This window comes from Halorussus ruber, from assembly GCF_004765785.1.
GTDB classification, from domain to species: Archaea; Halobacteriota; Halobacteria; order Halobacteriales; family Haladaptataceae; genus Halorussus; species Halorussus ruber.
Genome location: NZ_SBIT01000001.1, coordinates 318,172 through 341,452 on the forward strand (window position 1 = coordinate 318,172; position 23,281 = coordinate 341,452).

Genomic DNA, 23,281 nt, shown 5'->3' on the forward strand with positions numbered 1-23,281 from the left:
CGTCGGCCCGCCGCCACGCTGTATTCGGAAAGCACCGCTAGCCACCGACTTCGCTCGGTGCTACAATCAACTCCTGGTGTCTGCGTGAGCGAAGCGAGCGCAGGCTCGTCGGAGCTTGTCTCCGACGGCGGACTGAAAGGGCGAGCGGGGTTCGCGTTTACCGTGGTCGTCTCAGCCGACCCCTATCCGAGACGAACCGAGCGAAGCGAAGGTGAGTCGAGGATATGTCGCTGAGCGACCGCGAACCGCGCGAGGGCTTTCGAAGCCATCATCGCTATTCTCGCGGTTTATCTGAACACTCTTTTTTGCGGTTCACCAGAACACTCTCCGCCGTCGCACAACGAAGACTCTTATCGGCGAGCGCGCCAAAGCGGCGACGATGGATACGACTCGGTCACGAACCACCGCCGAGCGCGTCCGGGTCCTCTTGGTGGGACCGGCCCCGTGGCGCGACCGGCTTCGACCGACGTTCGGTGCCGACGGGTTCTCGGTCCGCGCCGCCGAGACGGCCGAGGAGGCCCTCGACGCCGCGACCGACCGGACCGGCGTCGATTGCGTCGTCGCCGCGCGCCGACTCGCCGACGGACCCGGCGGAGAGCAATCCGGCCTCGAACTGCTCGCGGCCCTGCGAGAGCGCGGCGTCACCGACCCCTTCGTCTTGGCACCGACCGACGGGAGCGAATCGCTCGCCAGCGAGGCCATCGCTGCGGGGGTCGCCGATTACGTTCCCCTCTCCCCGACGGACACCGACCCGGCCGACCTCCCGCGTCGGTGCCGCGAGGCGGTCGAGCGCCGGGCCGCCGAGCGCAGGCGGAGCGCGAAGGCCGACCAGTTCGAGTCCTTCTTCGCCACGCCGGACCAGTTCAGCGCCGTCCTCGACGCCGACGGGACCGTGGTCCGGGTGAATCGGGGCGCGCTCGACGTGCTGGAGGCCGACGAGAGCGCCCTCCTCGGCAAGCGATTCTGGGGGCTTCCGTGGACCGACGATTCGCACCGCGAACTCCAGCGAGCGGTCCAACGCGCCCGGCGCGGCGAGTACACCGAGTTCGAGGCCGGACTGGCGGCCCCCGAGCGCGAGGTCCGATTCGAGTTCACGGTCCGGCCCGTCGTCCAGAACCGCGGGAGCGGTGAGGGCGGAGGAGAGGGCGAGGAATACGACGAGAGCGACGAAATCACTCGTCTCGTCGTGGAGGGCCGCGAAGTCGCCGAGCGCGTCCGATTGGAGGAGGAACTGCGCCGGTCGGAGGAACTCCACCGCGTCACGCTGAACAACATGACCGACACCGTCCTCGTCACCGACGACGACGGCGAGTTCACCTACGTCTGCCCGAATGTCCACTTCATCTTCGGCTACAGCGCCGAGGAGATTCACGATCTGGGCACCATCGACGCCCTGCTGGGCGAGGACCTCTTCGACCGCGAGCGCCTCGACTCGGAGGGCGTCCTCACGAACCTCGAATGCACCGCGACCGACAAGCACGGCCGGGAACACACCCTGCTGGTCAACGTCCGGCAGGTCTCGATTCAGGGCGGGACCACCCTCTACAGCTGCCGGGACATCACCAAGCGAAAACAGCGCGAGCGGGCGCTGACCCAGCTCCACCAGACCAGCAGAAGCCTGCTCTACGCCGAGACGAAGGCCGAAATCGCCGACCGCGTGGTCGCCGACGCCGCCGACATCCTCCCGTCAGCCGCGGCGGCGGTCTACCGGTTCGACCGCGAGGAGAACGTCCTCTACCCGACCGCGGTCTCCGACGAGTTCGCCGACCTCACCGGACCGCTCCCCGAACTCAGACTCGACGGCAGGAGCGCGGTGAGTCGGGCCTTCGTGGAGGACGAGACCCGGACGCGCAACTCCCCCGACCGGGGCGGCCGGAAGGTCCTCCTCGCGGCGCTCGGCGATTACGTCGCGGTCCCGCTGGGCGACCACGGCGTCTTCGTGGCCGCCGCGGGAGACGAAGAGACCTTCGACGAGGTCAGCGAGGAGGTCGCCGAACTGCTCGCGGCGACGACCGAGGCGGCCTTCGACCGGGTCGAGCGCGACAGCGAACTGCGGGAGCGCGACCGGACCCTCAAGCGCCAGAACGAGCGCCTCTCGAAGCTCAACCGGGTGAACGAGTTCATCCGCGAAATCGACCAGGCGCTGGTCGGGGCCGAATCCCGCGAGAAAATCGAGTCGGCGGTCTGCGAGCGACTGACCGCCGACGACCGCTTCCGGTTCGCGTGGATAGGCGAGACGACCGCCGTGAGTCGGTCGCTCAGGCCGCGAGCGTGGGCCGGAGACGAACAGGGCTACCTCGACAGCGTCTCGCTGGAGTTCGGCCCCGACGCCGACAGTACACAGGCGAGTCGCTGGGAGCCGAGCCTCCGGGCTGCAGAGACCCGAGAGGCCACGCTCGTCTCGAACGTCGCCGACCACCTCCGGGCCGACCCGTGGTGCAAGGAGGCGGTGTCGCGGGACTTCCAGTCGGTGCTGTCGATTCCGCTGGTCTACGACGACGTGCTGTTCGGCACGCTAAACGTCTACGCCGACCGCCCCGACGCCTTCGACGAGATGGTCCAGTCGGTCCTGCGCGAACTCGGTGACACCGTGGCCGCGGCCATCAACGCGGCCCAGCGCAAGGAGGCGCTCCGGAGCGACACGGTGGTCGAACTCGAGTACCGCATCCCGAATCCGAGTTCGGTCCTGCACCGACTCGCCAGCGAGACCGGCGCGACGCTTTCGGTCGAGGGCGACGTGCGCCGAGACGACGGCACGACCCTCCTGTTCGCCACCGTGGAGGGCGCGGACCTCGACGGCGTGGTCTCGACGGCCGGAGAGTTCGTCGGCATCGCGGAGGCCGAGGTGATTCGGGCGACAGACGAGGACGGCCTCGTCGGCCTCCGGATTCCGGACGAATTCGTGACCACGGTGCTGGCCGACCACGGGGCCGTCCTCCGACGCTTCAGGGCGACCCCGGAGGACCTCTCGCTGACCGTGGACGTGCCCGACTCGGTCACGACCCGGTCGATAGACGAGGTCGTCTCGAACCGCTACGACGCCGCCGAACCGGTCGCCCAGCGCGAGCGAACTCGGGCGCTGGACACGAAGGGCCGACCCGGCCGACTCATCGAGGAGCTCACCGAGCGACAGTTGGAGGTCGCCCAGATGGCCTACCACGCGGGATTCTTCGACGCCGACCGGGACGTGACCGGGCGGGACGTGGCCGAGATGCTCGACATCTCCCACACCGCGTTCTACGACCACGTCCGCCGAATCGAGCGAAAACTGTTCTCCTCGCTGTTCGAGAATCGCACGAGTGCGTCCGGGGTTGAATAGTAACCCGCGAAGCTCCGCACCACGGTTTACTATTCAACAATACAGTCGAAGACTACGTAGTTCGTAGCAAATTTTACCGAATGAGCCTCCGCGACCCCGACTACGACTCGGACGCCGACCGCGAGTACGAATGCCTGCGCTGTGGGACGACCGCGCGCGCCGACAGCCACCCCGGCGAGTGCGACGACTGCGGAACCGCGATGCGCAACCGAGGGATGCCCTTCGAGTAACCCATGGCTACGAACACGCTGGACGACCCTGAGGCTGACGACTACTCCGAGACCGAATCGGCCCTCGAAACTGCCCTGCGACAGCTCTCGGCCGCGGCCACGCAGGTCGACGTGGACGAGGGCGTCATCGAGCGCCTCAAACACCCGACTCGAGTGGTCGAGGTCGGCGTGCCCCTGAAGCGCGACGACGGCTCTGTCGAGGTCTACACCGGCTACCGCGCTCAGCACGACGACGTGCGCGGTCCCTACAAGGGCGGCCTGCGGTTCCACCCCGACGTGACCGCCGAGGAGTGCGTGGGTCTCTCGATGTGGATGACCTGGAAGTGCGCGGTCATGGACCTGCCCTTCGGCGGCGCGAAGGGCGGCGTCGTGGTGAACCCCAAAGACCTCAGCACCGAGGAGAAAGAACGGCTGACCCGGCGCTTCGCCGAGGAGATTCGGGACACCATCGGCCCGAAACAGGACATTCCGGCCCCCGACATGGGCACCGACGCCCAGACGATGGCGTGGTTCATGGACGCCTACTCGATGCAGGAGGGCGAGACGACTCCGGGCGTGGTCACGGGCAAACCGCCCGTCATCGGCGGGAGCAAGGGCCGCGAGCAAGCGCCCGGTCGCTCGGTCGCCATCATCGCCCGCGAGGCCCTGCGCTACTACGAGAAGGACATCGGCGAGGCCACCGTCGCAGTCCAAGGCTTCGGGTCGGTCGGCGCGAACGCAGCTCGCCTGCTGGACGACTGGGGCGCTGACGTGGTCGCGGTCAGCGACGTGAACGGCGCGGCCTACGACACGACGGGCCTCGACACCCACGCGGTGCCCTCCCACGAGGAGGAACCCGAGGCCGTGATGAGCTACGACGCGCCGAACACCCTGACGAACGAGGAGGTCCTCGAACTCGACGTAGACGTGGTGATTCCGGCCGCCGTCGGCAACGTCATCACCGCCGACAACGCCGACGACGTGCAGGCCGACATCGTGGTCGAGGGCGCGAACGGCCCGACGACCTCGGCCGCGGACAAAATCCTCGAAGAACGCGGGATTCCCGTGATTCCGGACATTCTGGCCAACGCGGGCGGAGTGACGGTCTCGTACTTCGAGTGGTTGCAGGACATCAACCGCCGCCAGTGGTCCTTAGAGCGCGTCCACGAGGAGTTGGAGTCGATGATGCTCTCGGCGTGGGACAACGTGCGAACCGAGGTCGAGGCCCGCGACGCGAGTTGGCGCGACGCGGCCTACGTCGTCGCGCTGGAACGCGTCGGCGAGGCCAAATCGAGCAGAGGTCTCTGGCCGTAAGGTTCGGATAGAGCGACCAGCACGCGAGCGAAGCGAACTCCGGAGACGGCGGGCGCATCGGGTTCGCATCAAACTAGGGATTTGCTTGCACGGACGAAAGCCGATGCGCCGGGTCAGGGGTGGGCAGTGCAGTCTCAGTTCTCGGAGCGTTCCGTCACGCGCCCGACGAACAACGATATCTCGGTCCGGACGTAGAACAGAAACGGACGTTTCAGTTTCTACGTGCCGGTTTTATTCCACGGCGGTTCCAACTCACTTATCAACTCCTGCTTGACGGCTTTCCGATTATCCGTTTCGTGGAAAAACACGGTTACTGGAGTCCCTTCTACCGTTGCTTCGCGGATTAAAGAGTTTATCCGGCAGTTAGTCTGCTGTCCCCCTTCGAAACAATTCCGGGGTGAAATGTTGCCGATACCGTGGTTCAACTGTCTCTCGAAGTTCGTCGTTTTGCCGACGTACAGAAATTTATCGTCTGTCATCAGAACGTACACACCGGATTTTTCTTCCCAGTCGCCTGAAACGGAGAATTTACAGAACGGACCCCAGCCATATTGGTGGACGTAAGTAGAGTTCGCGTCTTCGTATCGGTGTTGAGGCATTCTCGCCTCTATCGTTCCGTCGTCGTTTCGTCGTGGCTCCAACTCCTCTACGAATTCGAAGGACCATCCCGATATGCTCATGGCGGTCAGCTCTGCCATCTTTCCTCTTATATCCGACAAATGCTCTTGAGTAGTAAAAATGTCGATTCGATGTAGTGAATCCGGATTTCTATTACCCTCGAATCTACCGACTACCTTACGATAATCCCGTGAACGTCCTTCTGACCGCCGAGAACTACTCTGTCGGTGGTCTTCCGAATCGACTATTTCTGAAGCCAAGCAACGAGGTTGCCATCTCGTTGTTCGACCTCGACCAGTCCGTCCTCGGCGAGGTCCGAAAGCAAGCCCTCCAGCCACTCGCGGCCGTACTCTCCGCCCGGCGCGTAATCGACTCGGACCCGAGGACCGAGCGTGTCCAGCGCCAGTTCGTCGTACTCCTTCAGAATCGAGATGACCTTCCCGCGGAACTGCCGCCTGCTCCCCTCGAAACTCGGCTGCGTCGGCACGTCCGGCGCGGTGAAGTCGCCGGTCTCGTAGGCGTGACACCACTCGCGCCACGGACACCCCGCCGAGTCGCACTTCGGGGACTTCTCGCAGGCCACGCCGCCCAGTTCCATGATGGCGTTGTTCCAGACCTCCGATTTCCCCTCGGGCATGGCTTCTGCGGCGGCTTTCTCGAAGGCGGTGTCGTCGTCGGGCACGTCGAAGGCGCGGTGGAGGACGCGCTTGACGTTGGTGTCCACCACGGCGTCGCCGTTGTTGAACGCGAAGGAGGCGACCGCGTTCGCGGTGTAGGGACCGACGCCCATCAGGTTCTGTAGCTCCTCGGGCGTGTCGGGGAACTCGCCGTCGTACTCGGAGACGACCTGCTTGGCGGCCTCGTGGAGGTACTTCGCTCGGTTGTTGTAGCCGAGGCTGTGGTCGGTCCAGAACCCGACCACGTCGGCGCGGTCGGCGTCGGCGAGAGCTTGCGGAGTCGGCCACTCGTCGAGGAAGGCCTCCCACGCGGTCACGACCCGGCCGAGCTGGGTCTGCTGGCTCATGACCTCCGAGACCAGAATCTCGTAGGCGTCGTCGGTCTCGCGCCACGGGAACTGGCGGTGGTCCTCCTCGTACCACGCGGTCAGGGCGTCGCGGACCGCCGGGAGGTCCTCGGGGAGCGAGTAGTCGGCGTCGGAGTCGGATGCGGGGTCCGATTCGGCGTCGCTCATCGCCCCGAGGTTAGGACGAGTCGGGTAAATGGTCGGCGGTTCGGTGGCGGTGGGCCTATCAAATCCGAGCCCGTTCGGGCAGATATGCACAGGTTCGCGTCCGCGACGTTTCTGCTCGGGGTGGCGCTGGCGTCGGTCGCCGCGGTTCTCCTCGCGTTCGGTCCGATGGCGCTTCTGGCGGTCGGCGCGGTTCTGATGGTTCTCGGCGCGGCCGTCGGCTTCACGAGCTACCTCGGAAGCGACGAGAAGTACCGCGTCTCCTGTCCCGACTGCGGGACGAAAAACTGGGCCGAACGGACTCGCTGTCGAGACTGCGGCGCGTCGCTCTGAATCACCGGGGCGTCTCGGTCGGGCGTTCCTCCTCGGGTTCGCTTCCCCGCCGGAAGGTGTTCATCCCGAGGAGGCTGTTGGCCGGACACTTCTGGGTCAGTCCCGTGACGGTCAGGATTGCTCCGACCAGCAGGACGACGAGGCCGAGCCACAGGTCGAGCGCGATTGCGCCGAGCAACCACGCGAGGACGACCACCAGCAGCGCCGGACCGGCGATTAATCGGGCTGTTCTGTCGAATCCGCCCACGTTCTTTTCCATCGTTGTTTCCCCCATCGTAGACGTAGGCCGTCCAGATGCTTGAACTTTTCTTGCGGACTTACAGGATAGTTTCGGATACGCGTGACCAACCACCTGCTTCGGTAGGCCGACCAACCGACTGCGTCCCTGGCGGACTGAAAGGGCGAGCGGGCCTCGCGTCTATCGTGGTCGTCTCAGCGTGGCCCTATTTCGCGGGCGCAGAACTGCGCCCGCGAGATAGCCCGCTGAGTCGCCGAAAATCGAAGATTTTCGAGACGACGAGCGCGAAGCGCTCGAACCACGACCGCGAGGCCCGCGAGGGCTTTCGAGGCCCGGTTCCATCTACTCGAAACCCCGACCCTGTCGCCGCATCCGACTACTGCCTACCCTCTTAGTCGAAAGGCGTTTCCGGCCCGCACCCCACACTCCGGGCATGAGTCTCGACGACCTACAGGATGACCTCGAAGGCGGGTATGCCGACCTCGGCGACGAGATTTCCGTCTCGCTCGACCGCGAGACCAGAAACGAACTGGCGATGCTCGAAGCCGCGTTCGACCCCGAGGAGACCGACGAACTCCTCCGGCGGGCGGTCCACATGCTCTTCCAGCGCACCGTCGATACCGGGAATCTGGACTTCCACCTCCGGAGCGAGTACGACGTGACCTACGACGAGTACCTCTCGGGCATGACCTTCGACGAGATGCGCGGCGGCGGCCAGCAGTTCTCCCAGCAACAGGAGGACCGAGACAACCGGCGCTACCAGTTCTGAGCATGCAACTCCCCTACGGCGACACCGAGATTTCGGTGTCGCTCCCCGACTGCGACGTGACCGTCGCACAACCGCCGGAGTCCGAGGCCGTGGACTCCCGCGAGGCCGCCCAGCGGGCGATGGCCGACCCGCACGGGCCGCCCCTGCACGAGCGGGTGTCTGCCGACGACGAGGTCGCAATCGTCGTGACCGACGTGACCCGCGCCACGCCGGACGACGTGCTGGTGGGCGCGCTGGTTGCTGACCTCCGCGAGGCGGGCGTCGAGCGCGACCAGATTTCAATCGTCGTGGGTCTGGGTCTCCACCGGCCGATGACAGACGGGGAACTGCGCTCGGCGCTCGGCGGGTACGCCGACCTCGCGCAGAACCACGACGCCGAGGCGGCGCGCTCTATCGGCGAAATCGAAGGCCCAGACGGCGAGGCGGTCGAAATCGAACTCAATCCCACCGTCGCGGACGCCGACGCCGTGGTCTCGACCGGGATGGTCGAACCCCACCAGTACGCTGGCTTCTCCGGCGGCGCGAAGACGGTCGCCATCGGCGCTGGCGGCGAGTCGCTCATCCGCTACACCCACGGTCCCGACATGCTGGCCCGCGAGGGGGTCCTCCTCGGACGCGTCGAGGGCAACCCCTTCCGCGAGACGCTCGACGCCGCGGGCGACCTCGTCGGCCTCGACTTTTGTTTGAACGTCACGCACGCGCCCGCAGGAATCTTGGGAGCCAGCGCGGGCGACCACCGCGAGGTCGTCAGAGACCTTACAGAGTTGTGCAAAAGAAATATTTCTATTTCCACGAGAAATAAATACGATGCTATCGTCGCTGGCGTGGGCGCGCCCAAGGACGCCAACCTCTATCAGGCCACGCGGGCGGCGACCTACGTCGCGCTCGGGGACTACAATCCCCTGAAGGAAGGCGGTCGAATCGTCGTCCCCGCTCGCTTGCAGGAGGGCGCTGGCGAAGGCACGGGCGAACAGCGTTTCTACGATTGGTTGAGCGAGGCTGCAAGTGCCGAGGACCTCTACGACGAGATGCGCCGGGGCTACGAACCCGGCGCACAGCGGGCGTTCGTCGTGGCCCGCGTCCTGCGGGACTACGACGTGTTCGTCACGAACAGCGAGCGTCCCGAGGTGGTCGAGGAGTGCCTGATGACCGCCCGCGGGTCGGTCGCGGACGCGGTGGAACCCGGAAGCGACGTGCTGGTCGTTCCGGACGCGCTGGATACGCTGTTGGTCGAAAGTAGTGATTAGCGACGCCGATTGGGAGCGAGTTCAAGTCAGGAGACGCAGACCTCGAAAGCCCTCGCGCTCGGAACCGCAGGAGCAAACTGGACAGCAACGTCCTCGAAAGCCCTCGCGCGGTTCGCCGCCGGAAGACGGTCCTGCTCGCTTCGCTGCGCGGGCTGCGACTTCCGAGGTCTCGTTCGCTCCGCTCACGAGACGGCCGCTCAGCGACATATCGGCGCTCTCCGCACAGTTCGCGCCGATAGGGGTCGCTGAGGCGACCATGTAAACGCGAACCGCACTCGCCCTTTCAGTCCGCCAGGATGACGGTTGTGCCACCGAGCGAAGCACGTGTTTGACAGCGTTTCGCCGATTCTTCGCCAAGGACGACCCCCACACCTAACTCCCCACGGCGGAACCGTCGGGTATGCCGCTCCTTCAGTTCGACTTGACCTGCGAGGCGAGCGCCGACGAGAAGGACGCCTTCGCGGCGACCGTGACCAACCTCTACACCGACGTCATGGAGACGACCGCGGGCCACGTCGCCGTCGCCATTCGAGAGCGAGCGGACGCCGACCTCCACCTCGGACGGGCCGAGTCGGGACCGCTCCTTCTCCTCGACGCCGACGTGCGGGCGGGCCGCCCGGTCGAGCAACGCCGCGAGTTCGCGCTCGCCGTGATGGACGCCGCCAGCGACCGCTGGGGGATTCCGGAACCCAACATGAAAGTCGTCTTCACTCAGCACGACGGCCCGGAGATGATGGGCTACAATCGAGTCGGCGACGAGTGGAACGGCGAGGAGAAGTAGACCGCGAAGGTGGCTGACTACCCGACTGCGCTTACCACAGGATGTGCGGCCAGACGAACTGGAACAGCAGCCAGATGAAGCCGGTCAGCACGACCGTCATCAGCAGGTTGAGGACGATGCCAGCCCGCATCATCTGCTTCTGTTCGAGGTAGCCGCTCCCGAAGACGATGGCGTTCGGCGGGGTCGCAACCGGGAGCGCGAACGCGAAACTCGCCGCGATAGCGCCCGAGACCGAGAGGAACACCGCGGCGGCCACGTCGGTCAGGCCGAGCGTCGCGGCGAACACGCCGCCGATGCTGATGAGGATGGGGACGATGATGGTCGCCGTCGCGGTGTTCGAGGTCATCTCCGTGAGGAAGATGACCAGCAGGACGACCACGGCAACCACGAGAGCGATAGGTGCGCCCGTCAGCGACGAGAAGACGGTGTCGGCGATCCACTTGGTCGCGCCGGTCGCCGCGAGCGCGTCGGCCAGCGCGATGCCGCCGCCGAACAGCAGGATGGTCCCCCAGTCGATGTCGGCCAGTTCCTCCCACTCCATCGTGTCAGCGAGGACGAGCGCCGGGATGGACATCAGGCCGACCATGACGTAGTAGAACAGGCCCTGATGGCCCTCGATACCGAAGATGCTCGCGCCGCTTCCGCCGAACAGCGTGACCGCCCACGCGTCGGAGAGCAGCGGCGCGATGAAGTCTTCGAGGCCGCCGACGACCCACAGGAAGGCCGTCGCGGTGAAGATGACCGCCACGCGCTTGCCGCGGGGGTCGAGCGGCCCCTCCTCGTCGAGGTAGCGCTTGGCCTCGGCGCGGGCGTCGGTCACGTCCTCGACCTGCGGCGGGTAGAGGACGTAGGTGAGGACGTACCAGACGATGGGCAGGGTGACGGCCACGATCGGGAGGCCGATGAGGAGCCACTGGGCGAAGCCGATTTCGTAGCCCAGCATCTTGTTGAGTTGCGAGGCGAGAACCGCGTTCGGGGGCGTCCCGATGAGCGTCCCGACGCCACCGACGCTGGCCCCGTAGGCGGTGCCGAGAAGCATCGAGACCTGGATGTTCGTGAAATCGTCGCTACCGGCCGCGTCGGCCACGCCGGTCGCGCCAGCGCCGTCGGCGGCGACGTCGGAGTCGATGTCCTCGGCCGCCGCGCTGGCGGCCTCGACGCCTTCCCGGCCGATGACCTGCGTCAGGACGCCGAGCGCGATGGGCGTCATCATCGCGGTCGTCGCGGTGTTGGACACCCACATCGAGAGGAAGGCGGTGGCGAGCATGACCGCCAGCACGAGTCGCCGGGGTGACGAGCCCATCGCCGACATCATCCACAGCGCGATGCGCCGGTCGATGTCGTACTTCTGGAGCGCGTTCGCCAGCATGAACCCGGCGATGAACAGGAAGATGAGGTGGTCGGCGAAGCCGACGAGCGCCGCGTCGAGGTCGTCGTACACTCCGAAGAACGTGAGCAACACCGGAATCGAGATGGCGGTGACCGCCAGCGGGAAGGCCCCGGTGACCCAGAGCAGGCCCGCGAAGAACATGGTGGCGAGCGCGAACTGCCCTCTGACCGAGAGTCCTTCCGGTGACGGCGCACCGGCGATGACCGCCGTCCCGAGGAGTGCGATTACGAACATGACAATCCGCCCACGAGCGGACGATGGCGAGCGTATCATTGATACACATCGTCATAGAGCTGTATGTAGTGATTAATAGCTTTCGATTGCCGTGGGAAATGATGTCACGAACGAAAGAGATCTACACAATTGTTTGTGCAATGGCTGCCGGAATACTGCTGGCGCAGCGACTGCAATTGGACGACAGTCAGAAGTTGTCGGCGAGTGCGCGTATCTGGTCGGGATCGAGTTCGGCGGCGTAGAGTTCCAGCAGCGCCCGGCGGCGCTCGACCGAGAGCGCCCGGGTGCCGCTCTCCAGCATCGAGATGTGGGCCTGCATCAGATCGTCCACTTCCCGCTCGATGGCACGCTGTTCGAACCCCGCCGCGACGCGCAGGAGTCGCCACGCGAGCGGCGAGAGTTCTTCGACTTCGACCTCCTCGGCGCTTTCCATCGCTCTCGGCTATGCGCGGCCGGAATGATAAAGTTCGGGACTGGTCGTCGTGAGGTCACTCCGCGGCCGACGCGCCGCCCGCACTCTCGCCCTCGTACTCGCCGCCGATTTCCTCCAGCACGCGGTCGTGGAACTCCTGCAGGACCGCGCTCTCGTCCTCGGCCAGCACCACGTCGCTGGCCATCAGGGTGGCGAGGCCGAAGGCTTTGGGCGTGGGTGTATCGACGCGATTCTGGGTGACCGTCACGTCTCCGGCCTGCACGTCGGCCATCGCGTCCTCGATGGCCGAGACGGCGAGTTTGTCCTCGATGATTTCCCGGTAGGTCTCCTCGATGACCGCGAAATCGTCGAGGTCCTCGGCGAACCCCAGCAGCATCTCGCTGGAGACCTGCTGTTCGCTGGCGGACTTCTCGTAGCCCTTGTACCGCTTGAGAATCATCAGCGACCGGGTGGCGTTGATGCGGAAGTACCGCTGGAGGAGTTCCGTGCCGTCGAGGGCGGCCCGGAGGTCCGAGCGGACCTCCTCGGGGGAAATATCGCGCAGGATTTCGGCCACGTCCACCTTTCGGTTGAGGGGCATCGAGACCGTGAAGCCGTGGTCCGCGACGGCGACCGAGACGTTGGTGTTGGCGGCGTTGGCGCACCGGTAGGCGACGACCCGCGAGAGGCCGTCGTTGAACTTTCGGCCGTAGTTCGAGTGGACGTAGTAGTGGCGCTCGTACTCGTCGCGGTCGAGTTCGATTTCGACCGCGAGGCGCTCGTCGGTGCTGACGCTCTCGGGTCCGGCGTAGCGAATCTGCTCGTCGAACATCCGGGCGATGGCCCGGACGCTGTTCTCGTCCAGCGGGAACTCCCTGAGCCAGACCCTGACCGCGGGCTTGCCGCGCTTCTGGAACTTTTCGAGGAGGTCGCCCTGAAAGTCGAGGATGCCCCGACCGAGGTCGTAGGAGAGGGGCAAGCGCTCGGAGAACCACGAGGGGACGGTCGGGCGGGCGTTGGTCCGGTCGGCGTAGACCTTCGACCCGCGGCGGTACTTGAACTCGAAGTTCTGGCCCCCGAGGACGAACACGTCGCCCTTCTCTAAGGTATCGAGATAACTCTCGTCCAAGTCGCCGACCCACTCGTTGTCGCCGCGGGTGAACACGTCGCAGGTAAACGAATCGGGAATCGTCCCGATGTTGGTCATGTAGATGACGCGAGCGAGTTTGCCGCGCTTGCCGACGAGGGGTCGGCCCACGTCGAACTCGGGATAGTGGTACTCACCCTCCGGCGGGTCGTTCTCGTCGCGCCAGATTTTGGCGTAGACGTTCTTGTCCTCCAGTCCCTCGTAGTCGGAAGTCAGGTACCGAAACAGGGTCTCGAACTGCTCGTCGGTGAAGTTCCGGTAGGGGTAGGCGCGTCTGAGAGTGTCGCGGACCTCCCGTTCGGGCCGGACCGAGTTGATGGCCATGCCGTAGACGTGCTGTGCCGCCACGTCGTAGGCCTCCTCGGGGACGAACACCCGGTCCACGAAGCCCTCCTCGGCCTTCTTGAGCATGACCGCACACTCCACGAGTTCGTCGCGGTCGAGAGCGATGACTCTCCCCGTCACCGTCTGGCCGAGCTGGTGGCCCGCCCGACCGACGCGCTGGAGGAGCGAGGCGACGGACTTGGGCGACCCGACCTGCACCACGAGGTCGATGTGGGGCATGTCGATGCCGAGTTCGAGGCTCGTGGAGGTCGTCACCACGTCGAGGCTCCCGTCCTTCAAATCCTCCTCGATGGACTGGCGGGCCTCCTTCGAGAGGCTTCCGTGGTGGCACCCGGAGTTCTCCTCGTCGTACTCCTCGAATCGCTCTCGCAGGTTGTGCAGAACCCTCTCCGCTCCGGACCGAGTGTTCGTGAAGACGAGGGTGTTGGTGTGTTCGCTGACGAGGTCGCCGAGTTGGCTGTAGAATCGGTCGTTGACCACCTCTCGGGGCGTGTTGATGAGGTCGTCTGTGGGGCACTGCAACTCGATGTCGAACTCGCGGACGAACCGGGTGTCCACGATTTCGCGGTCGCGGGTCCGGTCGCCGCCGGGCGTGGCCTCGTCTCCGTCTTCGCACCCCACCAGAAAGTCCGCGATGTCTTCGAGCGGTTCGACCGTGGCCGAACAGCCGATTCTGGTCGGCGAGGACTCGACCATGTTCTCCAACCGCTCCAGACTCACCGCGAGGTGGGTGCCGCGCTTCCCGTCGGCGAGGCTGTGAATCTCGTCCACGACGACGTACTCGACCGATTCGAGCTTCTTCTTGAACTTCGGCGAGTTGAGCAGGATAGCGAGCGTCTCGGGCGTCGTGTTCAGGATATGGGGCGTCTCCGTCAGCATCTTCTGGCGCGCCGCGTCGTCGGTGTCGCCGTGCCGGATGGCGTGGCGGACCGACGGCTCGCCGTCCATCTTCTCGGCGATTCCTTCCAGCGGAACCTCCAGATTCCGGTGGATGTCGTTAGCCAGCGACTTGAGCGGCGAGACGTAGAGACAGTAGACCGAGTTGTCGAGTCCGTCCTCGGCCTCGCGCTCGCGCCGGAACAACTCGTTCAGAATCGCGGTGAAGGACGCCAGCGTCTTGCCGCTCCCGGTCGGCGAGGCCACGAGCGCGTTCTCGCCGTCCCGAACCAGCGGAATCGCGCGCTTCTGGGGCGGCGTGAAAAAGCCGCCGTTGCCGGGGACGTACTCGCCGAACTCCTCGACCCACCACTCGCGGACCTCGGGTTCCAGCGACTCGAAGACCTCGGCGTCGTCGAGTTCGACCTCCTCGGCGTCGAAGTCGAAGTCCCCGCGCGCCAACAACTCGCGCGCTCCCATTTGACCGTCCGTTGGGGTCGGCCGCTTAAGACGGTTTGGCCACCGGAGTGAAAGTGAAATCCGGGCGCGCTCCGCCGGAGCGCGCCCGGTGGGACAACCGACGGGACGCGCTCGGTCGAGTAACCGGTAGACGCGCTCGACTGACCAACCGCCGTGGGGTGGATGAAGGGGGCTTCAGGAAGACACTCCCACAACGATTCTGCGGTTTGCGGTTGTAGTCACGTCAGAACGAAGCGACCGGGAGGAGGCTTCAAGAAACGTTCACGACACCGATTCCGCGGTCCGGACCCGAAACCACCAAAACAAATACAAAACAATATCTAAGCAATTTCTTTCAGGTTCTGCAACGCCACAGCACACACCGGCGAGTATCCCGCCGCCAACAGCGGGACCTCGAACACCACCCGGCACCCGCCGTCGTCCAACTCCTCGACCCGGTGGCCCGTCGCCGAGATGCCCGCGATTTTCCACGTCCAGCGGTACTCCTCGCAGGTCGTAATCTGGAAGGGGAGGCCGACGCCGAAACTCGTCTCCAGTTCGCCGGTCGTGCCTGCCTGAATCCGGCGGTCCGCGCACAGGACCGCCTCGACCATGGGTCCCCACTCGGCCCACTCCGTCGTGTCGGTCAGCAGTTCCCAGAGGAGGTCGGCGGGCGCGTCGAACTCCCCCGCAACTTCGAGGCGTCTGCCGTCCGGCGTCCGACCGAAGCGCGTCGTGACCATGCCGAAAGCGACGGCGGCCACCACCAAAATTCCGACGCTCCGTCTCAAATTTAAATGTTTGCCACCTGTCGGAAGTGAAATAGTGCGAGTCGAGCGTTCTACGTCGGCTTGAAAGCTCTTTTCCCAGAACCGGGTATAAATATAAACTAAACTCCGAGCGTCCCGAGCGAGGACGACCGAGAATCCGCGGCGCGACACGTCTCCAAAGCCATTAACACCGTTCGGGCCGGGAAACCGGACATGGAAATCACCTTTCTCGGAACCGGAAGCGCGATGCCGACCGGCGAGCGCTATCAGACTGGTCTCGTCGTCGAGCGGGACGACCGCCGGGTGCTGGTCGACTGCGGGAGCGGCGTCCTCCACCGCCTCCAGCAGTCGTCTATCGGCTACGAGAACGTCTCGACCGTCCTGCTGACCCACCACCACTTGGACCACGTTTCCGACCTCATGCCCCTGCTGAAGGCCCGCTGGCTGGCTGGCGAGGAGTTCCTCGAAATCGTCGGCCCCTCGGGCACCAAGTCGCTGGTGGACGACTTGCTGGAGGTCCACGACTATCTGGAGGGGCGCATCGACTTGCGAATCCGCGAGGTCGGTGCCCACGAGTTCGAGGTCGCCGGATTCGAGGTCGAGGGCTACGAGACTCGCCACTCGCTCCCGTGTCTCGCGTACCGCTTCGGCGACGAGTTCACCTTCAGCGGCGACAGCGAGGCCTTCGAGGGACTGGCCAATTTCGCCGACGGCTGCGAGGTGTTGCTCCACGATTGCTCGTTCCCCGACGAGGTGGACGTGGACAACCATCCGACCCCGACCCAACTCGGCGAGGCGCTGGCGGGGTCGGGCGCGGACGTCGGAACGGTGTATCTGACCCACCTCTACCCCCACACCGAGGGCCGCCACGAGGAGATGCTCTCGTCCATCGAAGCGGTGTACGACGGTGACGTGCGGTTCGCAGATGACTTGCGGACGGTCGAACTGTAGAGTGAGACATAACCGCAAGTCATCTGCGGAGGACGACTTGCAAACCATCGAAACAGTTCGGCGACAAATCAGTTACGCTCTCGCTACCTACTTACTCCTCCGTCCGACAAGGCTCAAGGCCGCACTCGGGCTACTCTGGGTATGAGCGACGCAGAGACACCGCCACTTACGACCATCAACCACGTCACGAACATCTGTACCGACGTGGACCGCACGCGGGAGTTCTACGAGGAGGTACTGGGCTTCCACACGGTCAAGCGAACCGAGAACTACGACGACCCCGGCACGAAGCATTACTACTTCTCGTCGACGCCGGAGGGCGAACCCGGAACCATCGTCACCTACTTCGAGTACCCCAACTCGCGGGGGAATCCCGGTCCGAGCGCGTCCCACCACTTCGCGCTGGGCGTCGAGGACGAGGAGACCCTGCGCGAGTGGCGCGACCACCTTCAGGAGCAGGGGGTCCGCGTCTCGCAGGTCCGCGACCGGACCTACTTCAAGAGCATCTACCTCTCGGACCCCGACGGCCTGACCATCGAACTCTGCACCGAGGAGCCGGGCTTCGACGTGGACGAGGACGACCCCGGAAGCGAGTTCGTGGACGCGCCCGACCGGCGATGACGGGCCGGAACCCTCACGCTGGCACGTCGGACCTCCACGACGGCCAGCGGGTCGCCACCGCGGGCACAGACCTCGACTCGGCCGACGTCGCGGTAATCTTCGTCCACGGCCGAGGAGCCACCGCCGAGGGCATGCTGGAGATGGCGACCGAGTTCGACGCCGAGAACGTCGCCTACCTCGCGCCGCAGGCCCGCGGTCGAACGTGGTACCCGACCTCCTTCCTCGCACCCATCGAGGACAACCAGCCGAGTCTCGGCTCGGCGCTGGACCTTCTGGGGAGGGTGCGCCAGCGAGTCGCGGACGCCGGAATCGAGGCCGACCGGACCTGCTTCGTCGGCTTCTCGCAGGGTGCCTGCCTCGCCAGCGAGTTCGTCGCCCGGAACGCACGGCGGTACGGCGGCCTCGCGGTGCTGAGCGGCGGGCTAATCGGTCCTGATGGGACACCAAGGGACTACGAGGAGTCGCTCGACGGGACGCCGGTGTTTCTGGGGTGCGGGGACCGCGACCCCCACATCCCGGTCGAGCGCGTCCACGAGACGCGGGAGGTGCTGGAGGGACTCGACGCCGACGTGACCGAGCGCATCTACGAGGGAATGGCCCACGGCGTCAACGAGGAGGAACTCCGGTACGTGAAAAATTTAGTCGCGGAGGTGGCTTCCGGGGCGTGAATGGGGCTTCAGCCGGTGGTCCATGTGCTGTCCTCGGCGTCTGCGTGAGCGAAGCGAACGCAGGCTTGGGAGACGCGGTTTGTCTTCCAGCGGACTGAAAGGGCGAGCACGGGGCGCGGTCACGCGAGCGAAGCGAGTGTGACTTCGACGGACGCGGTTTGTCCGTCGTCGCAACGCTTGGTCGTCTGCGCAGGCCACTATTTCGGGCGCGCAGTTCTGCGCGCCCGAAATAGCCTGCGTCAGCGACCGCGAACCACGCGAGGGCTTTCGAAACCAAAGTTACTGTTTCTGTGACTTGTCCGAGTCCGCTCGACGTGACTTTTATCGTGATACAATCGCTACCGACGGAGAAAGTCGCAGAGAAGCTAGCTTCAGGCTTGGGCAAAGCCGTCTCCCGCAACAGCACCGCAACCGCACCTCGTCCTCCCAACCTCCTCGCTCACTCCCGCTGGTCGTTCGCTCGCCCCTCGCGCGGTTCGGCGCGCTCACAAGAGAGCGCGCCGGAAGACAACCTGCGTCTTCCGAACAGTCGGTCGCGTGGCTCCCGACGACGCCAGCACGCGCCGACTGCAGAGAAATAAAAACAAATGCTAGAAAATTGAGGTGGGTTCTAAAGGATAGGTTTTTATTTCTCTATCATTCTTCTAGGTATTCGACAACCTCCTCCGGGTCGGCGTCCAACCCACCGCCCTGCGCGAATTGCGGACTGCCGCCGCCTCCGCCGCCGAACTCCGCGGTTACGTCCTCGACCACGTCGCCCGCGTCGAGGTCCCCGTCGGTCGCGGCGACCACGAACGTCGCGCCGTCCTTGCCTGCCAGAACAACCGCATCGGCCGCCTCCTCATCGTCACCGGCCAGTTCCCGAGCGCGGTCGGCGACCTCGTTCGGGCCGAAGTCCTCGACGGTGCCGACGACCCACTCGTCGCCGTCGCGCTCGACCGGGTTCTCGCGGAGATCCGCGAGGAGGCCGCTCAGGACCGTCTCCTTGGCGTCGGCGAGTTCGGCTTCCAACTCCTCGACTTGCTGGCTGACGCGCTCGGCGGCCTCGGGGAGTTCGGCCACGCCGACGTCGAGGGTCTTGGCGGCCTCGCGGGCGGCGCGAACGTCCTCGGCGCGGCGACGAATCGCGCTCGGCCCGACCGCGAACTCCACGCGAGTCAGGCCCTCGCCGGGGTTCGAGCGGTCGAGGACGGTCACGGGGCCGATTTCGCGGGTGTTCGAGACGTGCGTGCCGCCGCAGGCCGCCCAGTCGAACCCCTCGATGGTGACGACTCGCACCGTCTCGGAGTCGCTCATCACGCCCTCCTCGGTCTTGGTGTTGAACGCGATTTCCTCGCGCTCGCGGGCCTCTCGCTGTGGAATCTCCTCCCACGAGACCGGCCGGGAGTCCCAAATCGCCCGGTTGGTCAGGCGCTCCAGTTCCGCGAGCGTGTCGTCGGTGATGTCGGTCGCGGTGGTGAAATCGACGCGGACTTTCTGTTCGCCGATGTCGAACCCGCCGTAACCCAGTTCGTCCAGAATCTTCCGTCCGGCACCGTAGAGGGCGTGACTGGCGGTGTGAGCGCGCATCGCGTAGGTCCGGAACTCGTCGTCGATTTCGCCCCGCACCGTCTCGCCGACCTCGAAATCGAGGGCGTCTGCGGGGTCTTCCGCGAGGAGATGCACGATTTCGCCGTCCTCGCGCTTCTGCACGTCCTCGACCAGCGCGCCGCCGAGGGTGCCCCTGTCGGCGGGTTGCCCGCCGCTCTCGGCGTAGAAGTACGTCTCGTCCAGCACGACCTCGCGCCCCTCGACGGCCTCGACAGTGGCTTCGAAGCTCCTCGTCTCTGGTTCCCGTGCCGCCAGTTGGCTCATATCGGGGGAGAGTCGGCGGGCGGACTAAAGCGTCACGCTGGCGGCGACATAGACAAAATCACGCCGAGTCGCTCGCGAGCAGGTCGGCCTGCACGCGGTGTTTGAGATAGTCGATGCCCGCGATGGCGGCCGGTCCCGACAGGCAGAACGCGGCCAACAGCGCCCGGTCGCGCGGCCCCAACTCGACCCCGAGCGCGGCCATCGCAATCACGAACAGCGCCGCGGTCGCCGCGACCCCGCCGACCTTCCGACTCGCCCGCGCCCAGTCGAACCCGGTCGCGGGCCGCCACAGCAGGTTCTCGGCCGCGATTGCCAGTCCGATGCCTTCGACCGCGCCGAGGAGGACGTACGCTCCGGCCGGATACGCCGGAAGCGGGTCGGGGAGCGCGACCACCGCGAGGACCGCCGCGACGCCGAGCGCGCCCGCGACTCGGCTGCGGAGGGCGGCGAGCAGGCGCGCCACCAGCGAGGGGTCCTCTCGGAGCGAATCGCTGAGTTGGTACATACCGCCGAATTGGGCGATTCGCGTTATCAATCTTGTCGGGGGTTTCGGGGAGAGGCTAGAGCGTGTCCGGAGATCGCGGCCGGAGAAATCGGAAAGCGACGACTTACTCTTGCGGTGGTTCCGTAGTCGCGTTGAGACCGTGCCAGTCCTCGCCCTTCACCACGATTGCCTCGTGGTCGTCGTACATGATGGGCGAGTCGGTCTGGACGTTGACTAATGGGGTTGTCATGCGGCACGAGACAGTACGCCGGGGTTCGTCGGTGTCGTTGTCGAGCGTCTGGTGGAGCAGTCGCGAGTTGTAGACGAGGAACTCGCCGGGTTCGAGTTCGACGCTGACTGCTTCACTCTCGTCGAAGTGGTCGGGGTCGGCGTAGCCCTGTGATTCGGCACCGCTGGCCTCGGTGTGAGGGATGTAACCCTCGTGGGACCCCGGGATCACTTGGAAGCATCCTGACTCCTCGTCGTAGGGATGAAGTGCGAGGTCAAGCGTGGCGGTGATGGGCGGTTCGATGGCGCTGAAGTGTTGTTCCTGATGCCACGGAACGCCCTCCTCGCCGGGGCCTTTCTCCCAGAGGTGTGAGGTCCACAGCAGGAGGTTCGGACCGTAGAGATCGCTTATCTTCTCGACGATACCGGGTTGGGTCACGAAGTCGTAGACGAGACGTGAGTCTCGGTGACGGTCGTGGCGTGACGACACGTCGGCGTCCTGAAGCGGATGTTCTTTGGTGTCCAATACGTCCCACGCCTTCTCGCGGAACTCGCGGGCCGCTTCGGGCGAACAGGCCTTGAGTGGACCGAGATATCCCTCTTCGTAGAATTGTTTCACTTGTTTGTCGCTGAGTCCGTACTCCTCGTTTGCTTCCACGTCGGGCTGGGAACTCATCGTCGTTTGCCTCTACCGGACATGGTGTCTTCTTATTTATAATTATTGTGTGTCAACCTATACCTAGATATTTTATCTCTTCTATAAATTAATACCGTAACTAATTTATTAGAAAATAATACAGTAGTAGCTACAAACAAATGTGCGAACAGTTCCGGACTGGGGTACTGCTACCAGACAACCGCAGACAGACAAACTCGATACTCGGATGACCGGCCCTCGAGAGACTGTCAGTTCGACGTATAGTTACCGGAGATACAGCGACGACATCGACAAGACCATCGCGTTCAGAGAGGTCTCGCTCAACCGGGACCTCGGACGGCTTCACTCGTGGCTGAACGAACCGCACGTACTGCCGTACTGGACGCAGGACGACCCGCTCCCACAGGTGCGCGACACCATCGCCGAGCGTGCCGCGAACGACGACCAGACGCTGTACGTAGGGTATCTTGACCATGTTCCGATGAGTTACTGGGAGTCGTACTGGGCGGCCCGTGACGGGCTTTCAGCGTATTACGATGCGCGACCCACAGACCAAGGTATCCACCTCCTCATTGGACCACCGGAGTACCTTGGCTACGGGTACGCGACTCCGCTCCTCAAATCCATGGTCGCCTTCCAGTTCCAACACTCCGAGACGCAACGAATCGTGACCGAACCCGACGTGCAAAACGAGAAGGCGATTCACGTGTTCGAGAACTGCGGATTCGAGCCTCAGCGAGAGATAGCGATGGACGAGAAAGACGCACTACTCATGTTCTGTGAGCGCGAGCGGTTCGAGTCGGAGGTGGACGTATGAGCCAGCACGTCCACGACATCGTCGCGGTCGGTGTCGGGCCGTTCAATCTGGGGTTGGCCGCGCTCGCTGACGACGCCGACACGGACCTCGACGTTGCTTTCCTCGAACAGAAGTCGGAGTTCAACTGGCACGAGGAGATGCTCATCGAGAATACTACTCTCGAGGTGCCGTTTCTCGCCGACCTCGTCACGATGGCCGATCCGACTAGTCAGTACAGTTACCTCAACTACCTGCGAGAGAACGACCGACTCTACGAGTTTTACTTCTACGAGGAGTTTTTCATCCCCCGACGGGAGTACAACGACTACTGCCGGTGGACGGTCGACCAACTCGACACTATCGACTTCGACCGTCGGGTCACGAACGTCCGCGACGACGGCGACGTGTTCGCGGTCGAAGCCGTCGACCCGACGACCGAGGAGACCTACGAGTACTTCGCCGAGAACATCGTCGTGGGTATCGGTACCCGTCCGCAGGTTCCCGAGACGTTCCGGGGCTACTCTGACCAGGACGTGTTCCACTCGTCGTCGTACCTCGACCACCGCGACCGGTGTCTCGACGCCAACTCGATAACGGTCGTCGGGTCAGGCCAGAGCGCCGCCGAAATCTTCCGCGACCTGCTCGAACGTCAACCCGACGCCGACTACAGCCTCGACTGGATTACTCGATCTCGTGGGTTCTTCCAACTTATCGATGCGAAGCTTGGTCACATGGTCTACACGCCCGACTACACCGAATACTTCTACGACCTCGACCAAGAGACTAAAGACGAGGTCCTCGAAGGACAGGACCTGCTCTACAAGGGTATCGACAAGTTGACCAGCGCGAGGATTTACGACGCGCTCTACGAGCAGTCTATCGGCGACTCCGAACCCGACGTCGGCCTGCTGGCGATGACCGAGGTTTCCGACATCGACGCGACCGACGATGGGACCTATCACCTGCGGTGTGAGCAGTGGCAAGAAGAGTCGGCCTTCGTCCACGAGACCGACGTGGTCGTCCTCGCAACGGGCTACGAGCGACCTGAGCCGATGTTCCTTGCGCCGCTCGAAAGCCAGATACACAGAGACGACAGAGACCGACTGGAAGTGTCCGAAGATTACCGACTCGAAACTAGCGACCTGCCCGGTGATATCTTCGTCCAGAACGCCGAACTCCACACCCACGGTATCAATGCGCCCGACCTCGGTCTCGGGTGTTACCGGAACGCGGTCATCCTCAACACCCTAATCGGTGAGGAAGTCTACCCCGCAGGCCGTGCCAGCACTTTCCAAGACTTCAAAGCCGAGAGTTTCGTCGAAAACCGAGACGCCCGTTTCCTCGAAGAGTCGTCGGTTCGGAGCGACTGAG

22 protein-coding genes are annotated in these 23,281 nt (G+C 64.6%); 12 read left to right on the forward strand and 10 right to left on the reverse strand.

Features of this window, described 5'->3' with window-relative positions:
- Window positions 1–379: 379 nt before the first annotated feature.
- The 3 genes from EPL01_RS06165 to gdhB all read left to right on the forward strand — a co-directional run bounded on the left by EPL01_RS06165 (window position 380) and on the right by gdhB (window position 4,842).
- A complete protein-coding gene (locus EPL01_RS06165) occupies window positions 380–3,319 on the forward strand; it encodes a bacterio-opsin activator domain-containing protein (RefSeq protein WP_135824377.1) in 2,940 nt (979 codons plus the stop codon).
- A gap of 80 nt (window positions 3,320–3,399) precedes the next feature.
- Window positions 3,400–3,549, forward strand: coding sequence for a rubrerythrin-like domain-containing protein (locus EPL01_RS06170; protein WP_135824378.1), 150 nt, complete (start codon window positions 3,400–3,402; stop codon window positions 3,547–3,549).
- Between the two features lie 3 nt (window positions 3,550–3,552).
- Entirely contained in the window at window positions 3,553–4,842 is a 1,290-nt protein-coding gene (gene gdhB / locus EPL01_RS06175; RefSeq protein WP_135824379.1) for a glutamate dehydrogenase GdhB, read from the forward strand.
- A gap of 218 nt (window positions 4,843–5,060) precedes the next feature.
- Here gdhB and EPL01_RS06180 read toward each other — a convergent pair whose 3' ends face one another.
- Window positions 5,061–5,540 carry a GIY-YIG nuclease family protein gene (locus tag EPL01_RS06180; protein ID WP_135824380.1) on the reverse strand — a complete coding sequence of 160 codons (480 nt, stop codon included), beginning with the start codon at window positions 5,538–5,540 and terminating at the stop codon, window positions 5,061–5,063.
- A gap of 164 nt (window positions 5,541–5,704) precedes the next feature.
- A complete protein-coding gene (locus EPL01_RS06185) occupies window positions 5,705–6,652 on the reverse strand; it encodes an HhH-GPD family protein (RefSeq protein ID WP_135824381.1) in 948 nt (315 codons plus the stop codon).
- 84 nt (window positions 6,653–6,736) lie between these two features.
- Here EPL01_RS06185 and EPL01_RS06190 point away from each other — a divergent pair, with 84 nt between their 5' ends.
- Entirely contained in the window at window positions 6,737–6,982 is a 246-nt protein-coding gene (locus EPL01_RS06190; RefSeq protein WP_135824382.1) for a hypothetical protein, read from the forward strand.
- A 1-nt stretch (window position 6,983) separates the two neighbouring features.
- Here EPL01_RS06190 and EPL01_RS06195 read toward each other — a convergent pair whose 3' ends face one another.
- Window positions 6,984–7,241 carry a YgaP family membrane protein gene (locus EPL01_RS06195; RefSeq protein ID WP_135824559.1) on the reverse strand — a complete coding sequence of 86 codons (258 nt, stop codon included), beginning with the start codon at window positions 7,239–7,241 and terminating at the stop codon, window positions 6,984–6,986.
- 412 nt (window positions 7,242–7,653) lie between these two features.
- On the opposite strand from EPL01_RS06195, the gene EPL01_RS06200 reads away from it, so the two are divergent.
- The 3 genes from EPL01_RS06200 (at window position 7,654) to EPL01_RS06210 (ending at window position 10,017) form a co-directional block, all read left to right on the forward strand.
- Window positions 7,654–7,989 carry a ribbon-helix-helix protein gene (locus EPL01_RS06200; protein ID WP_135824383.1) on the forward strand — a complete coding sequence of 112 codons (336 nt, stop codon included), beginning with the start codon at window positions 7,654–7,656 and terminating at the stop codon, window positions 7,987–7,989.
- A gap of 2 nt (window positions 7,990–7,991) precedes the next feature.
- Entirely contained in the window at window positions 7,992–9,236 is a 1,245-nt protein-coding gene (locus EPL01_RS06205) for a lactate racemase domain-containing protein (RefSeq protein WP_135824384.1), read from the forward strand.
- A 400-nt stretch (window positions 9,237–9,636) separates the two neighbouring features.
- Window positions 9,637–10,017, forward strand: a complete 381-nt coding sequence (locus EPL01_RS06210) for a tautomerase family protein (RefSeq protein WP_135824385.1) — start codon at window positions 9,637–9,639, stop codon at window positions 10,015–10,017.
- 31 nt (window positions 10,018–10,048) lie between these two features.
- Here the strand turns inward: EPL01_RS06210 and EPL01_RS06215 are convergent, their stop codons facing one another.
- The 4 genes from EPL01_RS06215 to EPL01_RS06230 all read right to left on the reverse strand — a co-directional run bounded on the left by EPL01_RS06215 (window position 10,049) and on the right by EPL01_RS06230 (window position 15,644).
- Entirely contained in the window at window positions 10,049–11,680 is a 1,632-nt protein-coding gene (locus tag EPL01_RS06215) for an SLC13 family permease (protein ID WP_135824386.1), read from the reverse strand.
- A 148-nt stretch (window positions 11,681–11,828) separates the two neighbouring features.
- Complete coding sequence (locus EPL01_RS06220; protein WP_135824387.1) at window positions 11,829–12,074, reverse strand: hypothetical protein; 246 nt, start codon at window positions 12,072–12,074, stop codon at window positions 11,829–11,831.
- Window positions 12,075–12,129: 55 nt separating this feature from the next.
- Window positions 12,130–14,901 (reverse strand): ATP-dependent helicase, encoded by a 2,772-nt coding sequence (locus tag EPL01_RS06225; RefSeq protein ID WP_135824388.1) that lies wholly within the window; start codon window positions 14,899–14,901, stop codon window positions 12,130–12,132.
- 320 nt (window positions 14,902–15,221) lie between these two features.
- Window positions 15,222–15,644: an SRPBCC family protein gene (locus EPL01_RS06230; RefSeq protein ID WP_368279130.1), complete on the reverse strand. Its 423-nt coding sequence runs from the start codon at window positions 15,642–15,644 to the stop codon at window positions 15,222–15,224.
- A gap of 219 nt (window positions 15,645–15,863) precedes the next feature.
- Here EPL01_RS06230 and EPL01_RS06235 point away from each other — a divergent pair, with 219 nt between their 5' ends.
- From EPL01_RS06235 to EPL01_RS06245, 3 genes are all read left to right on the forward strand, one after another.
- The gene (locus tag EPL01_RS06235; protein ID WP_135824389.1) at window positions 15,864–16,601 is read left to right on the forward strand and encodes an MBL fold metallo-hydrolase; all 738 of its coding nucleotides are present in this window, start codon (window positions 15,864–15,866) and stop codon (window positions 16,599–16,601) included.
- A 141-nt stretch (window positions 16,602–16,742) separates the two neighbouring features.
- Window positions 16,743–17,222 (forward strand): VOC family protein, encoded by a 480-nt coding sequence (locus tag EPL01_RS06240; RefSeq protein ID WP_135824390.1) that lies wholly within the window; start codon window positions 16,743–16,745, stop codon window positions 17,220–17,222.
- The gene (locus EPL01_RS06245; RefSeq protein WP_135824391.1) at window positions 17,219–17,890 is read left to right on the forward strand and encodes an alpha/beta hydrolase; all 672 of its coding nucleotides are present in this window, start codon (window positions 17,219–17,221) and stop codon (window positions 17,888–17,890) included. Before EPL01_RS06240 ends, EPL01_RS06245 begins: the two co-directional genes overlap by 4 nt.
- Before the next feature lie 636 nt (window positions 17,891–18,526).
- On the opposite strand, the gene EPL01_RS06250 is transcribed toward EPL01_RS06245, so the two are convergent.
- The 3 genes from EPL01_RS06250 to EPL01_RS06260 all read right to left on the reverse strand — a co-directional run bounded on the left by EPL01_RS06250 (window position 18,527) and on the right by EPL01_RS06260 (window position 21,132).
- Window positions 18,527–19,744, reverse strand: a complete 1,218-nt coding sequence (locus EPL01_RS06250; RefSeq protein WP_135824392.1) for an alanyl-tRNA editing protein — start codon at window positions 19,742–19,744, stop codon at window positions 18,527–18,529.
- A 58-nt stretch (window positions 19,745–19,802) separates the two neighbouring features.
- Complete coding sequence (locus tag EPL01_RS06255) at window positions 19,803–20,249, reverse strand: hypothetical protein (protein ID WP_135824393.1); 447 nt, start codon at window positions 20,247–20,249, stop codon at window positions 19,803–19,805.
- Window positions 20,250–20,352: 103 nt separating this feature from the next.
- Complete coding sequence (locus EPL01_RS06260; protein WP_135824394.1) at window positions 20,353–21,132, reverse strand: phytanoyl-CoA dioxygenase family protein; 780 nt, start codon at window positions 21,130–21,132, stop codon at window positions 20,353–20,355.
- 208 nt (window positions 21,133–21,340) lie between these two features.
- Here EPL01_RS06260 and EPL01_RS06265 point away from each other — a divergent pair, with 208 nt between their 5' ends.
- The gene (locus tag EPL01_RS06265; RefSeq protein WP_135824395.1) at window positions 21,341–21,931 is read left to right on the forward strand and encodes a GNAT family N-acetyltransferase; all 591 of its coding nucleotides are present in this window, start codon (window positions 21,341–21,343) and stop codon (window positions 21,929–21,931) included.
- Window positions 21,928–23,280: a lysine N(6)-hydroxylase/L-ornithine N(5)-oxygenase family protein gene (locus EPL01_RS06270; RefSeq protein ID WP_135824396.1), complete on the forward strand. Its 1,353-nt coding sequence runs from the start codon at window positions 21,928–21,930 to the stop codon at window positions 23,278–23,280. The genes EPL01_RS06265 and EPL01_RS06270 overlap by 4 nt, the downstream gene beginning before the upstream one ends.
- Window position 23,281: the final 1 nt, after the last annotated feature.